Source organism: Marinobacter sp. CHS3-4 (genome assembly GCF_030053415.1).
GTDB lineage: Bacteria > Pseudomonadota > Gammaproteobacteria > Pseudomonadales > Oleiphilaceae > Marinobacter.
The window spans coordinates 199,541-215,082 of record NZ_JASGBJ010000001.1 but is presented as its reverse complement, the minus strand read 5'-3'; the positions used below and the strand labels follow the sequence as shown (position 1 = coordinate 215,082).

At 53.5% G+C, this 15,542-nt stretch carries 13 protein-coding genes; 5 read left to right on the top strand and 8 right to left on the bottom strand.

Going from position 1 to position 15,542, the window contains the following annotated elements; all coding sequences use genetic code 11:
- Nucleotides 1-23 precede the first annotated feature (23 nt).
- From QLQ17_RS01005 to rpmH, 6 genes are all read right to left on the bottom strand, one after another.
- A complete protein-coding gene (locus QLQ17_RS01005; RefSeq protein WP_283207675.1) occupies nucleotides 24-836 on the bottom strand; it encodes a tetratricopeptide repeat protein in 813 nt (270 codons plus the stop codon).
- Nucleotides 837-838: 2 nt separating this feature from the next.
- Entirely contained in the window at nucleotides 839-2,206 is a 1,368-nt protein-coding gene (gene mnmE / locus QLQ17_RS01000; protein ID WP_283207674.1) for a tRNA uridine-5-carboxymethylaminomethyl(34) synthesis GTPase MnmE, read from the bottom strand.
- Between the two features lie 75 nt (nucleotides 2,207-2,281).
- Nucleotides 2,282-4,003 (bottom strand): membrane protein insertase YidC, encoded by a 1,722-nt coding sequence (gene yidC, locus QLQ17_RS00995; protein WP_283207673.1) that lies wholly within the window; start codon nucleotides 4,001-4,003, stop codon nucleotides 2,282-2,284.
- Between the two features lie 4 nt (nucleotides 4,004-4,007).
- Nucleotides 4,008-4,298 (bottom strand): membrane protein insertion efficiency factor YidD, encoded by a 291-nt coding sequence (gene yidD / locus QLQ17_RS00990; RefSeq protein WP_283207672.1) that lies wholly within the window; start codon nucleotides 4,296-4,298, stop codon nucleotides 4,008-4,010.
- Nucleotides 4,298-4,705 carry a ribonuclease P protein component gene (gene rnpA / locus QLQ17_RS00985; protein WP_283207671.1) on the bottom strand — a complete coding sequence of 136 codons (408 nt, stop codon included), beginning with the start codon at nucleotides 4,703-4,705 and terminating at the stop codon, nucleotides 4,298-4,300. The genes yidD and rnpA overlap by 1 nt, the downstream gene beginning before the upstream one ends.
- Before the next feature lie 15 nt (nucleotides 4,706-4,720).
- Entirely contained in the window at nucleotides 4,721-4,855 is a 135-nt protein-coding gene (rpmH, locus tag QLQ17_RS00980) for a 50S ribosomal protein L34 (protein WP_008172542.1), read from the bottom strand.
- Between the two features lie 685 nt (nucleotides 4,856-5,540).
- Here rpmH and dnaA point away from each other — a divergent pair.
- The 5 genes from dnaA to gyrB all read left to right on the top strand — a co-directional run bounded on the left by dnaA (nucleotide 5,541) and on the right by gyrB (nucleotide 13,230).
- Nucleotides 5,541-6,992, top strand: a complete 1,452-nt coding sequence (gene dnaA / locus QLQ17_RS00975) for a chromosomal replication initiator protein DnaA (protein ID WP_283207670.1) — start codon at nucleotides 5,541-5,543, stop codon at nucleotides 6,990-6,992.
- Between the two features lie 53 nt (nucleotides 6,993-7,045).
- Nucleotides 7,046-8,149, top strand: a complete 1,104-nt coding sequence (dnaN, locus tag QLQ17_RS00970; RefSeq protein WP_283207669.1) for a DNA polymerase III subunit beta — start codon at nucleotides 7,046-7,048, stop codon at nucleotides 8,147-8,149.
- Between the two features lie 108 nt (nucleotides 8,150-8,257).
- Nucleotides 8,258-9,529, top strand: a complete 1,272-nt coding sequence (locus tag QLQ17_RS00965; RefSeq protein ID WP_283207668.1) for an ABC1 kinase family protein — start codon at nucleotides 8,258-8,260, stop codon at nucleotides 9,527-9,529.
- Nucleotides 9,530-9,627: 98 nt separating this feature from the next.
- A complete protein-coding gene (gene recF, locus QLQ17_RS00960; protein WP_283207667.1) occupies nucleotides 9,628-10,761 on the top strand; it encodes a DNA replication/repair protein RecF in 1,134 nt (377 codons plus the stop codon).
- Nucleotides 10,762-10,815: 54 nt separating this feature from the next.
- Nucleotides 10,816-13,230: a DNA topoisomerase (ATP-hydrolyzing) subunit B gene (gene gyrB / locus QLQ17_RS00955; RefSeq protein WP_283207666.1), complete on the top strand. Its 2,415-nt coding sequence runs from the start codon at nucleotides 10,816-10,818 to the stop codon at nucleotides 13,228-13,230.
- 105 nt (nucleotides 13,231-13,335) lie between these two features.
- On the opposite strand, the gene QLQ17_RS00950 is transcribed toward gyrB, so the two are convergent.
- Both QLQ17_RS00950 and gabT read right to left on the bottom strand, forming a co-directional pair.
- Nucleotides 13,336-14,094 carry a VC0807 family protein gene (locus tag QLQ17_RS00950; RefSeq protein ID WP_283207665.1) on the bottom strand — a complete coding sequence of 253 codons (759 nt, stop codon included), beginning with the start codon at nucleotides 14,092-14,094 and terminating at the stop codon, nucleotides 13,336-13,338.
- 162 nt (nucleotides 14,095-14,256) lie between these two features.
- Nucleotides 14,257-15,531 carry a 4-aminobutyrate--2-oxoglutarate transaminase gene (gene gabT / locus QLQ17_RS00945; RefSeq protein WP_283207664.1) on the bottom strand — a complete coding sequence of 425 codons (1,275 nt, stop codon included), beginning with the start codon at nucleotides 15,529-15,531 and terminating at the stop codon, nucleotides 14,257-14,259.
- Nucleotides 15,532-15,542: the final 11 nt, after the last annotated feature.

The following is a 15,542-nucleotide window of genomic DNA, read 5'->3' as shown; positions in this document are numbered from 1 at the left end:
GAATGATTTCCCTGAATGGTTGGTCAGGTGCCCTCGTCAGCGATCGAATCGCGATACTGGTCCAGAGCTTCCTGTGCGGGTTCGTGCCCCAGTTCTATGGCTTCGCTGTACCAATGTACGGCCTGATCCCGGTTTCGGTTGACGCCCTGTCCTTTGGCGTAGATTTCTCCCAGTAGAAAAGCAGCCTGCCCAGACCGGTCGGCGGCCTTTTCTGCCCATTGGCGAGCAACGCCGTATTCCTCGAACGCATGGGTCACTAAGGCCATGTTAGCCTGGGCGCGATTGTCCCCCTCTTGCGCGGGAACGCGGCAGGCCTCACGGGCGGCGCTGAAATTTCGAATGGTGGTCAGCAGGTAGCAATCACTCAGAGCCTGGTCAGTGGGCTTTCGAGCTTTGGGGTCGGTGGTCACATCGGTGGTGTCTTGTGTGTCAGTGGTGTCTTCCGATGCCTGCTGTTGATCAACCCGTGATTCAAACGCCGCGACCTGCTCCGGGCAAGAGTAGGCGTAGCCGGCATTGAACCGAGCCAGTACCCGGGGTGTTGCCGGCTCCTCGGAGAATTGGCGGGCCACTTCCTTGCACCGTCTGTCCCGTTCCTCACGGACCTGATCCAGCAGCTCGGCCCTGGCGGCGTCACCGCTGTGTTCGATCAGATAATCAGTCAGCGGGTCAATGTACGGCTGATCGAAAAGCGCAGCTCGCTCCTGATCGAAGGATTTCGCTGGTTGGGTGTTGGACTCGGGCTTCGGCTCCTGCTCGGGAGCAGGTTGGTAAATGACGCTTGAACAACCGTGGAGAAGAAAGACACTGAAGACAAAGAGCAGTGAACGGTACATCGCTATTTTCCAATACAGAAGCTGCTGAAAATTTTCCCCAACAGATCATCCGGAGTCATCGCTCCAGTGATCTCGCCCAGTGCATCCTGTGCGGCGCGCAGATCCTCAGCCAGCAACTCTCCTGCGCCATAGCCTTGTAGCTGGTCTTCACCCTGCCTCATGGCAGCCTTTGCTCGTTCCAGGGCATCCAGGTGCCTGCGACGGGCCAGAAAACCGCCTTCGGTGGTGCTGGCAAACCCCATACAGGCTTTCAGATGATCTCTGAGGTCTTCAAGACCTTCTGCCGACCGCGCCGCGATCCTGATCACCGGGGCATGGTCACCCTTCTGCTCGAAACCCACGGTTTCGCCGGTCAGGTCCACCTTGTTGCGAATCACCGTCAGTGGCGCCTCGGGCGGCAACTGATCGATGAAATCGGGCCATAAATCATGGGGTTCTGTGCCATCGGTGGTGGTGGCATCCACCATTAGCAGAATTCGATCCGCTTCGCGAATCTCGTCCCAGGCCCGGGCAATGCCGATTTGTTCCACTTCGTCCGGGCTGTCCCGCAATCCTGCGGTATCAATAATATGCAGGGGCATACCGTCTATATGGATATGTTCTCGCAATACATCGCGGGTGGTACCTTCCACGGCCGTTACGATGGCTGCTTCTCGCCCGGCCAGGGCATTAAGCAGGCTGGATTTTCCGGCGTTGGGTCGGCCCGCGATCACCACCTTCATGCCTTCACGAAGAATCGAACCCTGCTGGGCTTCCGCCAGAATGTCGTCCAGATCCAGCAACAGCTGTTTCAGATCATTGGCCACTTTGCCGTCGGCCAGGAAATCAATCTCTTCCTCAGGGAAGTCGATAGCCGCCTCGACGTAAATGCGCAAATGAGTCACTGCCTCTACCAGGGCGTCAATTCGCCGGGAAAAAGCGCCCTGAAGTGACCGAACGGCACAGCGCGCTGCCTGTTCCGAGCTGCTTTCAATCAAGTCGGCGATAGCTTCGGCCTGAGCAAGATCGAGTTTATCGTTCAGGAATGCCCGTTCGGAGAACTCACCTGGTCTTGCCAATCGCGCACCCAGATCACAGGCCAGCCGCAACAGCATGTCCATGATCACGGTACCGCCATGCCCTTGCAACTCCAGTACATCCTCGCCTGTAAATGAATGCGGGTTGGGGAAATACAGAGCAATACCTTCGTCGATCAATTCACCGTCGGGATCGTAGAAAGGTCCATAGTGAGCGTATCGGGGCCGGGGAATGAAGCCCAGTATGGTTTCGGCAATGGCACTGGCCTGAGGGCCGGAGACGCGCACAATACCCACGCCGGATTGGCCGGGGGCGGTGGCGATAGCCGCGATCGTGTCGTTGGCACTGAACATAAACGTCGGGTCCTGAAACGACAGAGGCTCCCAATAGGAGCCTCTGAATACAACGAAGGTTCTGGCTGAGACTAATCAGCTCTTCTTCGCAGCAACTTCTGCTTCGATCTTGCGAGTAATGTACCACTGCTGGGCAATAGACAGAATGTTGTTGGTCAGCCAGTAGAGTACCAGACCAGCCGGGAACCAGAGGAAAAATACCGTAAAGATCACAGGCATCATCTTCATGATCTTGGCCTGCATGGGATCCGGTGGTGTTGGGTTCAGGCTCATTTGCAGCATCATGCTGGCGCCCATCAACAGCGGCAGAATGAAGTACGGGTCCATCACCGACAGGTCATTGATCCACAGCATGAACGGCGCATGACGCAACTGCACACTTTCAAACAGAACCCAATACAGCGAGATAAAGACCGGCATCTGTACCAGGATGGGCAAGCAGCCACCCAGAGGATTGATCTTCTCTTTCTTGTACAGCGCCATCATTTCCTGGGACATGCGCTGGCGATCATCCCCGTAAAGCTCTTTGAGTCGCGTCAGTTGGGGCGCAACGGCTCGCATTTTTGCCATGGAACGATAGCTGGTGGCCGAGAGCTTGAAGAAGACCGCTTTCACCAGAACCGTCAGCAAAATGATCGCCACGCCCCAGTTTCCTACCAGGCCGTAGAACCAGTCCAGCACGATAAACAGTGGCAGAGCGATAAAGAACAACCAGCCGAAGTCCACGGTTCGATCCAGGTTCGGGGCAATGTTTTCCAGTCGTTCAATGATCTTGGGACCAACGTAGGCGCGGGCCGTAACTTCACCGGTTTCTCCCGGTGCCACTTTGGTCGCCGGATACACGAACCCCATGACGTAGAGGTTGCCGCGTTGGGTGCTCTGGAACTGAGCCGCCTGTCCTTGTTCCGGCACCCAGGCTGACAGGAAGTAGTGTTGCAAAAACGCCAACCAGCCGTTGGTCACGGAACGGTTGACTGGATTTTCCCTCAAGTCTTCGAAATCGTATTTCTCGTAAGGGTCTTCTGAAGAGCTAATGACCATGCCGAGATAGGCCCGGATGCCCAGACTGGTCTGTGCGGTTGGGTCAGGTGCCTGATCGCGGACAATCTTACCGGTCATATTGGCCTGCCAGTGTTCTCCTGACTGGTTGTTGATCAGGTAGCGGACGTCAATTTCATAGCTATCGCGAGCAAACTCATATTGCTTGGTGATTTCGACGCCTTGATCCGTGGTCAACTGCAGGTTCACGGTCAGTGAGTCTTCACCTTCACTCAGAACGTACTCGCTGGCTTCTGCGGAATAGACTGGAGCACTGCCATTCTTGCGACTATCAACGCCGTCTTTTCCGATTAACCCGCTTTCCATGATGTAGGTGCGCTTGCTGGTATTGGTTAGCAGCCGCAAGGATTGTTCACTGTCCAGAGAACGATCGTACTGGAGTAGGGAAGCGCCAATGAGATTGCCGCCAACCCGGTCGATGGTCAGCTCATAGACATCCGTAGTGACGGTAATCAGCTGATCGCTAGCCTCTGCATCTGCAGTGGTGCTGGCTTGAAGTTCACTGCCATCTTCCGGCGTTGAAAATTCTTCACCCGCCGTTCCACCATTTGTTGTGGATGCCTGAGAGTCCGATGTCGGAAGCGTCAGATTATCGGCGTCGCCAGAAGGAGATATGGCCTGGGTCTGTTCCGCAACCTGGTTGGTTTGTGGTTGGTTATAGTCTTCGTTCCAGGCCAGTATCATCAGATAACTGACAATCGCGAGGCCGGCATAAATCACAATGCGTTGAATATCCATACACTTAACGTTTTGTCTGGTTGGGAATATGGGTTTGGCTAGCCGGCTCGCAGCAAGCAGAGGGCGACTCGGCACGAACATCGGTGCCCGGTACCGGATCATAACCGCCTTCGGTCCAGGGATGACACCTCAGAAGCCGTTTAATCGCGAGAAAAAGTCCTTTTATTCCACCATGGTAGGAGATGGCTTCAACGGCGTACTGGGAGCAGGTTGGATGATATCGGCAGTGGCTGGCCATCATTGGGCTGATGGCGTACTGGTAGAAGCGAATGGGCAGGAGCAACAATTTGCGCATTAACCCCGTCCTTTCGTGGATGCCGGTTGCTCGTTGGTCACCGTGCTGGTGGAATGTCGGTGTTTTCGTCTAAGTCTGGACCAGAGCTCGTCCAGAAGTTCATTCAACACCGCATTGTCGATATCTGCCAGGCCTCGTCTTCCCAGAACAACGATGTCTAACGCGGGAAAGTCAGTCTGATGTCTGAAGGTTTCCCGAACCCGTCGTTTTACGCGATTCCTTTGAACCGCCAGCTTCAGGTTTTTCTTCGAGAAAACCAGTCCAATTCTGGCGTGTCCCTGATCGTTCGACGTGGCCAGAATCAGGAAATTCCGGTGTGGAACCCTGATCTGGACGTTGTCGAAGACTTTGGCGTAATCCCGAGGGGTCAACAGACGCGACGATTTGGGAAAGCTCAAAGCCTCCATCAGGCAAGCTGTGCGTTACGCAGACAGACGGGCACGGCCTTTGGCACGACGACGCGAGATAACTTTGCGGCCGTTCGCTGTTGCCATGCGAGCACGAAAACCGTGTACGCGCTTACGCTTCAGTACGCTTGGTTGAAACGTTCTTTTCATGATGTCGATCTCACAGTACGAGTTTAAAAATTCATCCGTTGGCTGGAAAATGAACAGCCAAAACAGGAGCGGCATTCTATGCAATGCGGCGTCGGAATTCAATGGTTAAACGCCGTTGTCTGCAATGGTCGTCGGTTGTCGTCAGAATCGGTGAGGCGTAATAGATTCATTAGGGGTTTTTTAATTCTTTAAGGATTTATTATTACTGTTATTAGGGAAGGCTATTTCTGTGGGTAAGCAAAATAAGCCGATAAAAATGAGTTAGTTAGGACAATCACAAGGTTGTTCAGAAACCTGCATGAGCCTTGTGGATGAGTGTCGCAGGGATTGGGGATAAATCGGTGATGGTGAAAAAGAGGGATTTATCCACCAAAGTTTTCTGAGTTCTTCACAGGGTTTATTGCGGTGCACACACAGGGGGCTGTGTATAACTTTATTTAAGAAAGTTTCTGTACACAACCCTGTAGGTAAGTCTGTAAGATATTGAATATAAATCATAAAGAATTCCACAGGCTGTTTATTATTTGCTTTATCCCCTTTCACTTACCGGGTCCGCGGGTTAGAATTTCGGGTCTCGATTTTCAACGATTAACGGTTTAAGCGGCAGAAGCCAAGACGAGCTTTTGCATGGAGATCTTTTGCGTGCATCGACGTTTCATTGTTAGGCATTGGAGGCAAAACTGTCGTGCCGAATAAGCTCTGGCATCAGTGTCTGGAAGTGCTCCGGGATGAGTTTCCTGCTCAGCAGTTCAACACCTGGTTAAGACCCCTGCAATCCGATCACCGGGAAGGCCAGCTTATGCTGTTTGCGCCTAACCGGTTTGTGATGGACTGGGTCAATGAAAAATACCTGCGGCGGATAGAAGAGGTACTGAAGGACCTCGAAGGTGGCCAGGCACCCAGAGTTGGTATGAAGGTGGGTTCTGCGCCCAGCGGCGCGGATCTGGTGGTGCGTTCCGATGCCAAAACCAACGGTCATGCCCCTGAGCATGAAACCGTCAGTACGAAAGTGACGGAAGAGGAAAAGGGTGTTGCAGAGACCGTAGCGATACCCACTGCCAAAACGCCGGGAAACAGTCATCGGCCCTCGGTGCAGGTGGAAGGCGATATCAAACACCAGAGTTTTCTGAACGAAGGCTTTACGTTCGACACCTTCGTAGAGGGTAAATCCAACCAGCTGGCCCGGGCGGCTTCCATGCAGGTGGCGGAGAATCCGGGCGGCGCCTACAACCCGTTGTTCCTGTATGGTGGCGTTGGTCTGGGTAAGACTCACCTGATGCATGCCATCGGCAACGAGATCGTTCGTCGCAATCCACGCGCGAAAGTGGCCTATCTTCGCTCCGAGCGGTTTGTGGCAGATATGGTCAAGGCGTTGCAGCTTAACGCCATCAATGAATTCAAGCGTTACTATCGGTCGGTGGATGCGTTGTTGATCGACGATATTCAGTTTTTTGCCCGCAAGGAACGATCCCAGGAAGAGTTTTTCCACACCTTCAATGCCTTGCTCGAAGGTGGCCAACAGGTCATCGTGACCTGTGATCGGTTTCCAAAGGAAATCGTGGACATGGAAGAGCGTCTGAAATCGCGCTTTGGCTGGGGCCTGACCGTGATGGTAGAGCCACCGGAGCTGGAAACCCGCGTCGCGATCCTGATGAAAAAGGCCGACCAGGTGAACGTAAAACTGAGCAGCGAGGCGGCCTTTTTCATTGCCCAGAAAATCCGGTCCAATGTGAGAGAGCTTGAAGGGGCGCTTCGTTTGGTGATAGCGAATGCTCACTTCACGGGCAGTGAGATTACGCCTCCCTTTATCCGGGAGAGTCTGAAAGACTTGCTGGCACTGCATGAAAAACAAGTCAGTATCGACAATATCCAGCGAACGGTCGCTGAGTATTACAAGATCAAAGTGGCGGATCTGCTGTCCAAGCGCCGTACCCGAACTGTTACCCGGCCTCGCCAGGTCGCCATGTCTTTGGCCAAGGAACTAACCAATCACAGTCTGCCGGAAATCGGCGATGCGTTTGGCGGGCGGGATCACACCACCGTACTGCACGCCTGCAAGAAAATTATTGAATTACAGGAAACAGACCCGGGCATCCGGGAAGATTATCAGAACTTTATGCGGCTGCTGACGACCTGAGTTTGGTCGCGGTAGAGACTCATTCACCGTCCAGAAAAAGAATGCTGAGTGCCATGAAACTGACGATCAGTCGAGAATCCCTACTGACTCCCCTGCAGTCGATTGCAGGTGTGGTCGAACGCAAACAAACCATGCCGGTGCTTTCCAACGTCTTGTTGGTAGCGGAGGACAATACGCTCACGTTGACCGGGACCAATATGGAAGTGGAACTGGTGGCCCGCGTGACGCCAGTGCATGTAGATCAGCCGGGCCGTATTACGGTGCCTGCCCGCAAACTTGCGGACATTTCCCGAGCTCTTGGCGATGAAGCGCCGCTGGAATTAACGCTGGAAGGTGATCGTCTGCACCTGCGGTGTGGTGCCAGCCATTTCACTCTGTCGACCTTGCCGGCAGAGCACTTTCCCAATGTGGAAGATGAAGAAGAGAGCTTTCGCCTGGAGCTCCCTCAGAAAGAACTCAGCCGCATGCTGGATGCGACCGCATTTGCGATGGCTCAGCAGGACGTTCGTTATTACTTGAACGGTTTGTTGCTGGAGGTGGATAAAGATCATGTGCGTACGGTCGCCACTGATGGTCATCGACTGGCTATGGCTCATGAAGATCTGGACACCGGCTGCCCGGAACTTCGCCAGGTGATCGTTCCCCGAAAAGGCGTACTGGAGCTTGCCCGGTTGCTGGATGATGTGGACACGCCTGTTACTCTGGTGATCGGTGACAATCACCTGAGAGCAACTGTCGGTTCCTATACCTTCACGTCCAAGCTGATTGAGGGCAAGTTTCCGGACTACAACCGGGTGATCCCCAGAGGCGGCGATAAAGTGGTGCTGGCAGACCGGGCAACGCTAAAAAATACCCTTCAGAGAGCAGGTATTCTCTCTCACGAAAATATTCGAGGGGTTCGACTGAATCTTGCGCCGAATGAACTGGGCGTATTCGCTAACAACCCGGATCAGGAACAGGCCGAAGACGCGCTGCCAGTAGAGTATCAGGGCGAATCCCTTCAGATCGGTTTCAATGTAGGCTATCTGGTGGATGTGATGAATGCGCTGGACGATGACCAGGTGAAAATTACCCTGGCCAATCCGAACAGCAGTGCGTTGATCGAATCGGAAAAAGACAGCCGCTGTCTTTATGTGGTGATGCCCATGCGCCTGTAGGCGCTTTGTCGGGTTGTTTTACCCTGAGCAGTGGGGCTATTCAGTTTGCACAACGAGAGTTTGAAACGGATGAAACTGTCGTCTATCGGAAGAGTAAGGAAATCTATTATGGGAACGGTGACCAACAGTCTTAAAGGTGCCCTGAGAATCGGACAGACCGTATCGGTTCTGGGAAGGACCGGTGTCAATTGGGTTCGTGGCGACCGCCCGCCCGCTCCTCGTTTGTTACGCCAGACGTTCGAGTCTCTGGGCGCAACTTACATCAAGCTGGGCCAATTCATTGCCAGCTCCCCTACTTTCTTCCCGAAATCCTACGTTGAGGAATTCCAGTATTGTCTGGATAGGACCCCCAGCCTGCCCTACAGCGTTATCCGAAAGATCATTCGGCAGGAACTGGGCAGACCGATCGAAGAAGTGTTCTCTGAAATCGATCCGGTCGCGCTGGCTTCAGCGTCCATTGCCCAGGTTCACCCGGCCAAGCTGGTCACCGGCGAAGAGGTGGTGATCAAAGTTCAGAAACCCGGTGTGGAAAACATACTGCTGACTGATCTGAACTTCCTGTATCTGTCGGCGAAGATTTTGGAAACGCTGGCACCGAAACTGTCCTGGACGTCAATGTCTGGAATCGTTGAAGAGATTCAGCGCACCATGATGGAGGAGTGTGACTTCATCAAGGAAGCCAACAATCTGAAGGTTTTCCGCGAGTTTCTCAACAACACCCATAATGAAGATGCGACGGTGCCGAGAGTGTATGAGGTGGCAAGCACGCGACGCATTTTGACAATGGAGCGATTCCACGGCGTACCACTGACGGATCTGGAAAGTATTCGAGGCTACGCTCGGGATCCGGAGCGAACCTTGATTACCGCCATGAACACCTGGTTCTCAAGCCTGACTCAATGTGAGTTTTTCCACGCGGACGTTCACGCGGGTAACCTGATGGTGTTGAAAGACGGTCGGGTGGGATTTATTGATTTTGGGATTGTTGGTCGCATTCGACCGGATACCTGGACGGCCGTAAGCGATTTTATTTCGTCGGTGATGGTGGGTAATTTTGATGGTATGGCGGATGCGATGGTGCGCATCGGCATTACTCACCAGAAAGTCATTGTGAGTGATCTTGCGAACGATCTTCGAAATCTCTACCAGCAGATGGATCGCATGGTCCCGGATGACGTGCCCTATTACGCCGATCAAGCCGATGACGATGTTAATAATATCCTGATGGATATGGTCAAGATCGGCGAGGGACACGGGCTGCATTTCCCCCGCGAATTTGCGCTGCTACTTAAGCAGTTCCTGTATTTCGATCGCTATGTTCATATCCTGGCACCGGAAATGGATGTGTTTATGGATGAGCGCTTGAATATGTTGCACTGATCGCGTTCAGAACCGCGGTTTTGTACACTGGGGCAGCGACGCCGAATGGCTCGCTGCCTTTTTTTATTCCAGCCAAGATGGCTTGAGATTTCGGATCTATGGCGCTCGTCAAACTACAAACGGAACACTTCCGGAATCTTCAGGGTGCGCCAGTCCGCTTTTCCCCTTCTATTAATCTGCTCTACGGTGAGAACGGCAGTGGCAAGACCAGTGTGCTGGAAGCGATTGGCTATCTGGGTCTTGGCCGGTCCTTTCGCGCGAACCGGCACCAGGCTGTCGTGAGTCATGGGCAAAGTAAATTGACGGTATTCGGTGGTCTGGACCAGGGACTGGAAGAAACCAGACATTCACTTGATCAGGATGAGTCCGTTGTCAGACATCGGTTGGGTATTGCGCGGGATGTTAGTGCCAAAGAGACGACGCTCAGGTTAGACGGTGAGCCGGTCAGAAATCTCTCGGTATTGGCGATGCATCTACCGGTTTCGGTTATTGATCCTGGGGTCTTTGACATTGTGGCTGGTGGTCCTGGAAAACGTCGTCAGTTCCTCGATTGGCTAGTGTTCCACGTGGAACCTTCTTTCGGTTCCTTGTGGCAGCAGTGTCAGAGAGTGACATCACAGCGGAATCAAATCCTCAGAAATGGTAGAATAGACGAAGCATTAATGAAGGTATGGGACGCGCAGTATGTAGATCTGGCAGACGCGATGAACGGGGCCAGGCAGCGTACCTTTAGTGTGTTCTGCGAAGCGTTTTTTCGCTTGGTCGGTGAAGTGACAGCCCCCTGGGTTGAGGGGCTCAAGTTGGATTTCTTTCCTGGTTGGGATAGAAACCAACCGTTGCGTGATGTGTTGAAAGCGCACCGAGAGCAGGAGCTGAAAATGGGCCATACGCTTTATGGTCCAAATCGAGCAGATATCAGGCTCAGATATCAGGGAAGACCCGTCGCAGAGACCTTTTCCCGAGGGCAGCAGAAAACCTTGGTGATTTTAATGAAGATCGCCCAGGGGATGGTTTTATCTGGAATGCGAAAACAAGTGAGTTTTCTGCTTGATGATATTAATGCGGAATTGGACGTTGGCCACCGGGCGATGTTGGCACAAAAGCTGGAACAGCTGAAATGCCAGGTTTTTGTCACGTCTATAGAGCCACCTAAACCTGACGAGCTATGGCAAGTACCCTTGCCCGATTATCGAGTGTTCCACGTGGAACATGGCAAAGTGACGGAAGAATAAAACCCGGATGAGCGATCGCGCCCTACCGGGGTTATCACCCTCAGGAGTCTCTGAATGAGCGAATCGAACTATAATTCCTCCAGCATCAAAGTATTGAAGGGTCTGGATGCAGTCCGTAAACGGCCGGGCATGTACATCGGCGATACCGACGATGGCACCGGTCTCCACCACATGGTGTTTGAGGTAGTCGATAACTCCATCGACGAAGCGCTTGCTGGCCACTGTTCAGAGATCGGCATTGTGATCCACCCGGATGAATCCATTACGGTCCGGGACAATGGCCGCGGAATTCCCGTGGACATCCACGAAGAAGAAGGCGTTTCCGCGGCGGAAGTCATTATGACGGTGCTGCACGCGGGCGGTAAGTTCGATGACAACAGCTACAAGGTGTCTGGTGGCTTGCACGGCGTGGGCGTTTCGGTAGTGAATGCCCTGTCGGCCAGCCTGACCCTGACCATCCGCAGAGACGGAAAAGTTTACGAACAGAGTTACGCCGAGGGCGTTCCAAAAGGCCCACTGAGCGTGGTCGGGGATACTGATGCCAGCGGCACCAAGGTGCACTTCAGACCGTCACCCGAAACCTTTACCAATATCGAATTTCACTGGGATCTGCTGGCAAAACGTCTACGTGAGCTTGCCTTCTTGAACAGCGGCGTGCGTATCCGTCTTCAGGACGAGCGAAGCGGCAAGGAAGAAGTGTTCGAATACGAGGGTGGTCTAAGAGCATTCGTCGAACACCTCAATGCCAACAAGACGCCGATCAATCGTGTCTTTCATTTCATCAAGGAACGGGAAGACGGCGTTGTAGTAGAAGTGGCGATGCAATGGAACGACGCGTTCCAGGAAAACATTTACTGCTTTACCAACAACATTCCCCAGCGTGATGGCGGAACCCATCTGGCCGGTTTCCGTGCTGCTCTGACGCGTTCGCTGAATAACTACATTGAGCAGGAAGGTCTGGGTAAGAAGGCCAAGGTTACTACCTCTGGCGACGACGCCCGTGAAGGTTTGACCGCGATTATCAGCGTTAAAGTTCCTGACCCGAAATTTTCATCTCAAACCAAGGACAAGCTGGTGTCTTCGGAAGTGAAAACAGCGGTCGAGCAGGAGCTGTATCAATCCTTTGCTGATTTCCTCCAGGAGCAGCCGAACGAAGCCAAGCTCATCGTAAACAAGATGATAGAAGCAGCCCGAGCCCGTGAAGCGGCCCGTAAAGCCCGTGACATGACGCGTCGTAAAGGAGCTCTGGATATCGCCGGGCTGCCTGGCAAGCTCGCCGATTGTCAGGAAAAAGATCCCGCCCTCTCTGAACTGTTCATTGTGGAGGGTGATTCCGCCGGCGGCAGTGCCAAGCAGGGTCGTGACCGTAAGACCCAGGCCATCCTGCCGCTGAAAGGTAAAATCCTGAACGTTGAGAAGGCACGATTCGACAAGATGCTTTCTTCCGCTGAAGTTGGAACTCTGATTACGGCGCTGGGTACCGGTATTGGTCGGGAAGAATTCAATCCTGAAAAACTTCGGTATCACTCGCTGATTATCATGACGGATGCCGACGTGGACGGCTCCCATATCCGTACCCTGTTGTTGACCTTCCTGTTCCGTCAGATGCGCGAGATTATCGAGCGAGGCCATGTGTTTATCGCAATGCCGCCGCTATACAAAGTAAAGCGGGGAAAACAGGAGCAGTATCTCAAGGATGAAAAGGCGAAAGAGGCTTACCTCACGCAGACCGCACTGGAAGGCGCCCAACTGTACGTAAACGCAGATGCGCCAGCGATCAAGGATTCGGCTCTGGAAACCATGGTCAAGGACTACCAGGCTGTCATGAACATGATTGACCGTCTGTCTCGCGCCTATCCCGCCAAGGTTCTGGAACAGATGCTGGATAACGTGACTTTGAGCCTGGAGGACCTCAAGAGCGAAGAATCAGTCGCTCGCTGGGTAGGTCGCCTGGGCGACGGTCTGCAACTCGATACCCGCACGGGTACCAAGTATTCATTCTCGGTGACCAAGGATAGCGAACGGCATCTGTTCCTTCCGAAAGTCACGATTTACGTTCATGGTATTCCTTACGAGCACGTGTTCAGCCACGAGTTCTTTGACTCTTCCTCTTATGCGGCTATCGCCCGCATGGGCGAAACGCTGGATGGTCTGATTGAAGAAGGTGCCTACATTCAGCGTGGTGAACGCAAACAACCGGTTCTGTCTTTTGAAGGCGCACTCGATTGGTTGATGAAGGAAGCCCAGCGAGGTTTGAACATTCAGCGCTATAAGGGCCTGGGTGAGATGAACCCGGAACAGCTCTGGGAAACCACAATGGATCCGGAAACCCGCCGTATGATGAAGGTTACGATCGAGGATGCCATTGCGGCGGATCAGATCTTCACTACATTGATGGGTGATGACGTGGAGCCACGCCGGTTATTTATCCAGAGCAATGCCCTGGAAGTAACCAATCTGGACGTATAAACGAAGCGTCATTAGAACAAAGGAGCGCCCTGCCATCCCGTCGCGGATGCCAGGGCGTTTTTGGTTATGCTCAGAAATTTTTCAAGATCAGCACTCGCCTCGTATTCAGGAACGAGGGGATGAGTCCGACGATTTCTCTTCCTGCTGGGCGGCGAGATGCGGGGCCATCACTTCCTCCAGCGTATAGCCGGTCAATCGGCGTATGGAACGCCAGAGGTAATAAAAGATCGCGATCATCATGATCATGGAGGGAATGGCGATCATGGGATAGCTGACCAACGTCATACGGCCAAGCTCTTCGTTAAACGCTTGCGTCCCCGATGGACTGGTGACAATCCATTTAGCCAGAACGTAGTTCATGATGGAGGAAAACAGAAAAGTCAGGCTGAAAAAGTAGCTCGCTTTCTGCAGTCGACTGTTGAACTCGGCTTCACTGTTGTTTTTCTCGAGCACACCCTGGATCTTGTCGACGTTGAGTACGGTCGGGTTATACAGCAGGGTCTTAACAAGCGGGTATCGGGTGCGAGTCGAAATCAGCACGGCAATGCCAATCACGGCTGGTACCGCGGCTTCTTTGACCGCAAGCCAGTCTGCGTCCAGTTCCAGCAAACCAATGCCCCCGGTTAAACCCACGCTGATCAGCCCCAGCACCGCTATAAAATTGTATTTTCGATAGCGGACCAGTTCGAATAGACCCCATCCCAGCGGAAAAGCGAGGCCAACAACCAGCGCCATAACACTGCCAAGGTATTCGTCGCCAGAGAGCTTCATCAGGATAACGGAAGGAATGATGATGCTCACAAGCAGGTCAATCCAGGGCCTGGGTTTATGGGTTGGTATTTGGTTACTGGAATCGGTGGTCATAATTCGGCCTGAACATTAGGTGAAGGGGGCAGTATACGCCGATTTTAAAAATCCCTGAAAGGACAGGTTCCAAGCTTCAGACATAAAAAAACCGATCGGGTTTCCCCGATCGGTTTTTGATTGCCAGAGGCGTTCTGACAAGAGTCCGGGTCGACGACGGTGTTAACCCAACTCTTTCAACGCGTTTTCAACAATCGTCAGACCCTCTTCCAGAACCTCGTCCTCAATGGTGACGGGCATCAGGAAGCGGATGGTGTTGCCGTACATACCACAGCTGAGCAGGATCAGACCGTGCTCTTTGCAGTACTTGGTCACGGCTCCCGCGAAGTCAGCACGTGGCTCCTTGCTGGTCTTGTCGGTGACCAACTCGATCGCGGCCATTGGGCCAAGGTTCCGCACGTTATCAACGTGAGGGAACTGCTCTTGCCACTGCTGGAAACGCTGATTCAATTTCTCGCCCAGACGCTGGCTTTTCCCAAGAATGTCTTCAGTTTCAAAGACTTCCATTACTGCAAGCGCTGCGGCACAGGCGGTCGGGCTGCCCGTGTAGGTGCCACCCAGCGAATTCGGCCCGGACGAATCCATGATCTTGTCGGTACCGACAATCGCAGAAATCGGCATGCCGTCGGCCATACTCTTCGCCATGGTCATCATGTCTGGCTCAACGCCGCTGTGCTCGATGGCGAACATCTTACCGGTACGACCGAAGCCGCTCTGCACTTCGTCACAGATCATGATGATGCCGTGCTCGTCGCAGATCTCGCGGATCTTCTTCAGGAAACTGGCCGGTGCGGCATAGAAACCACCCTCACCCAGGACTGGCTCGATAATGATGGCGGCAGTGTCTTTGGCGGGGGAATCCGCTTTCATGGCCATTTTCAGACCGCGAATGGCTTCGTCCTCATCAACACCGTGGTAAGGCACTGGGTAAGGAGCGCGGTAGACAGTGCCGGGCATCGGCCCGAAATCTGTTTGATAGGGAGCGGCTTTACCGTTCATCGCCATGGTGTAGAAAGTACGGCCATGGTAGCCGCCGTCGAAACAGATGACGTTGGTGCGACCGGTCGCTGCGCGGGCAATCTTCACCGCATTTTCCAGTGCTTCGGCGCCACTGTTCGCCAGCATCACTTTCGCGTGGCCACGAACCGGTACTACGCCACTCAGTTTTTCGGCAACTCGAACGTAACCTTCATAGGGCATGACGGTCTGGCAGGTATGCATCACCTTGTCAAGCTGAGCCTTGACGGCTTCGACCACTTTCGGGTGGCGATGCCCAAGGTTCAATACGCCGATACCGCCCGCAAAGTCGATCATGCGCTTGCCATCGGCATCCCAGAGTTCGGCATTGGTTGCATGGTCTGCGAACTGCTCGTTAGGGCTGGCCGCGCCGGCCGCAACATAGCGTTCTTTGAGTGCCTGCAATTCTTTGTTCGTCACTTTGCCTCTCC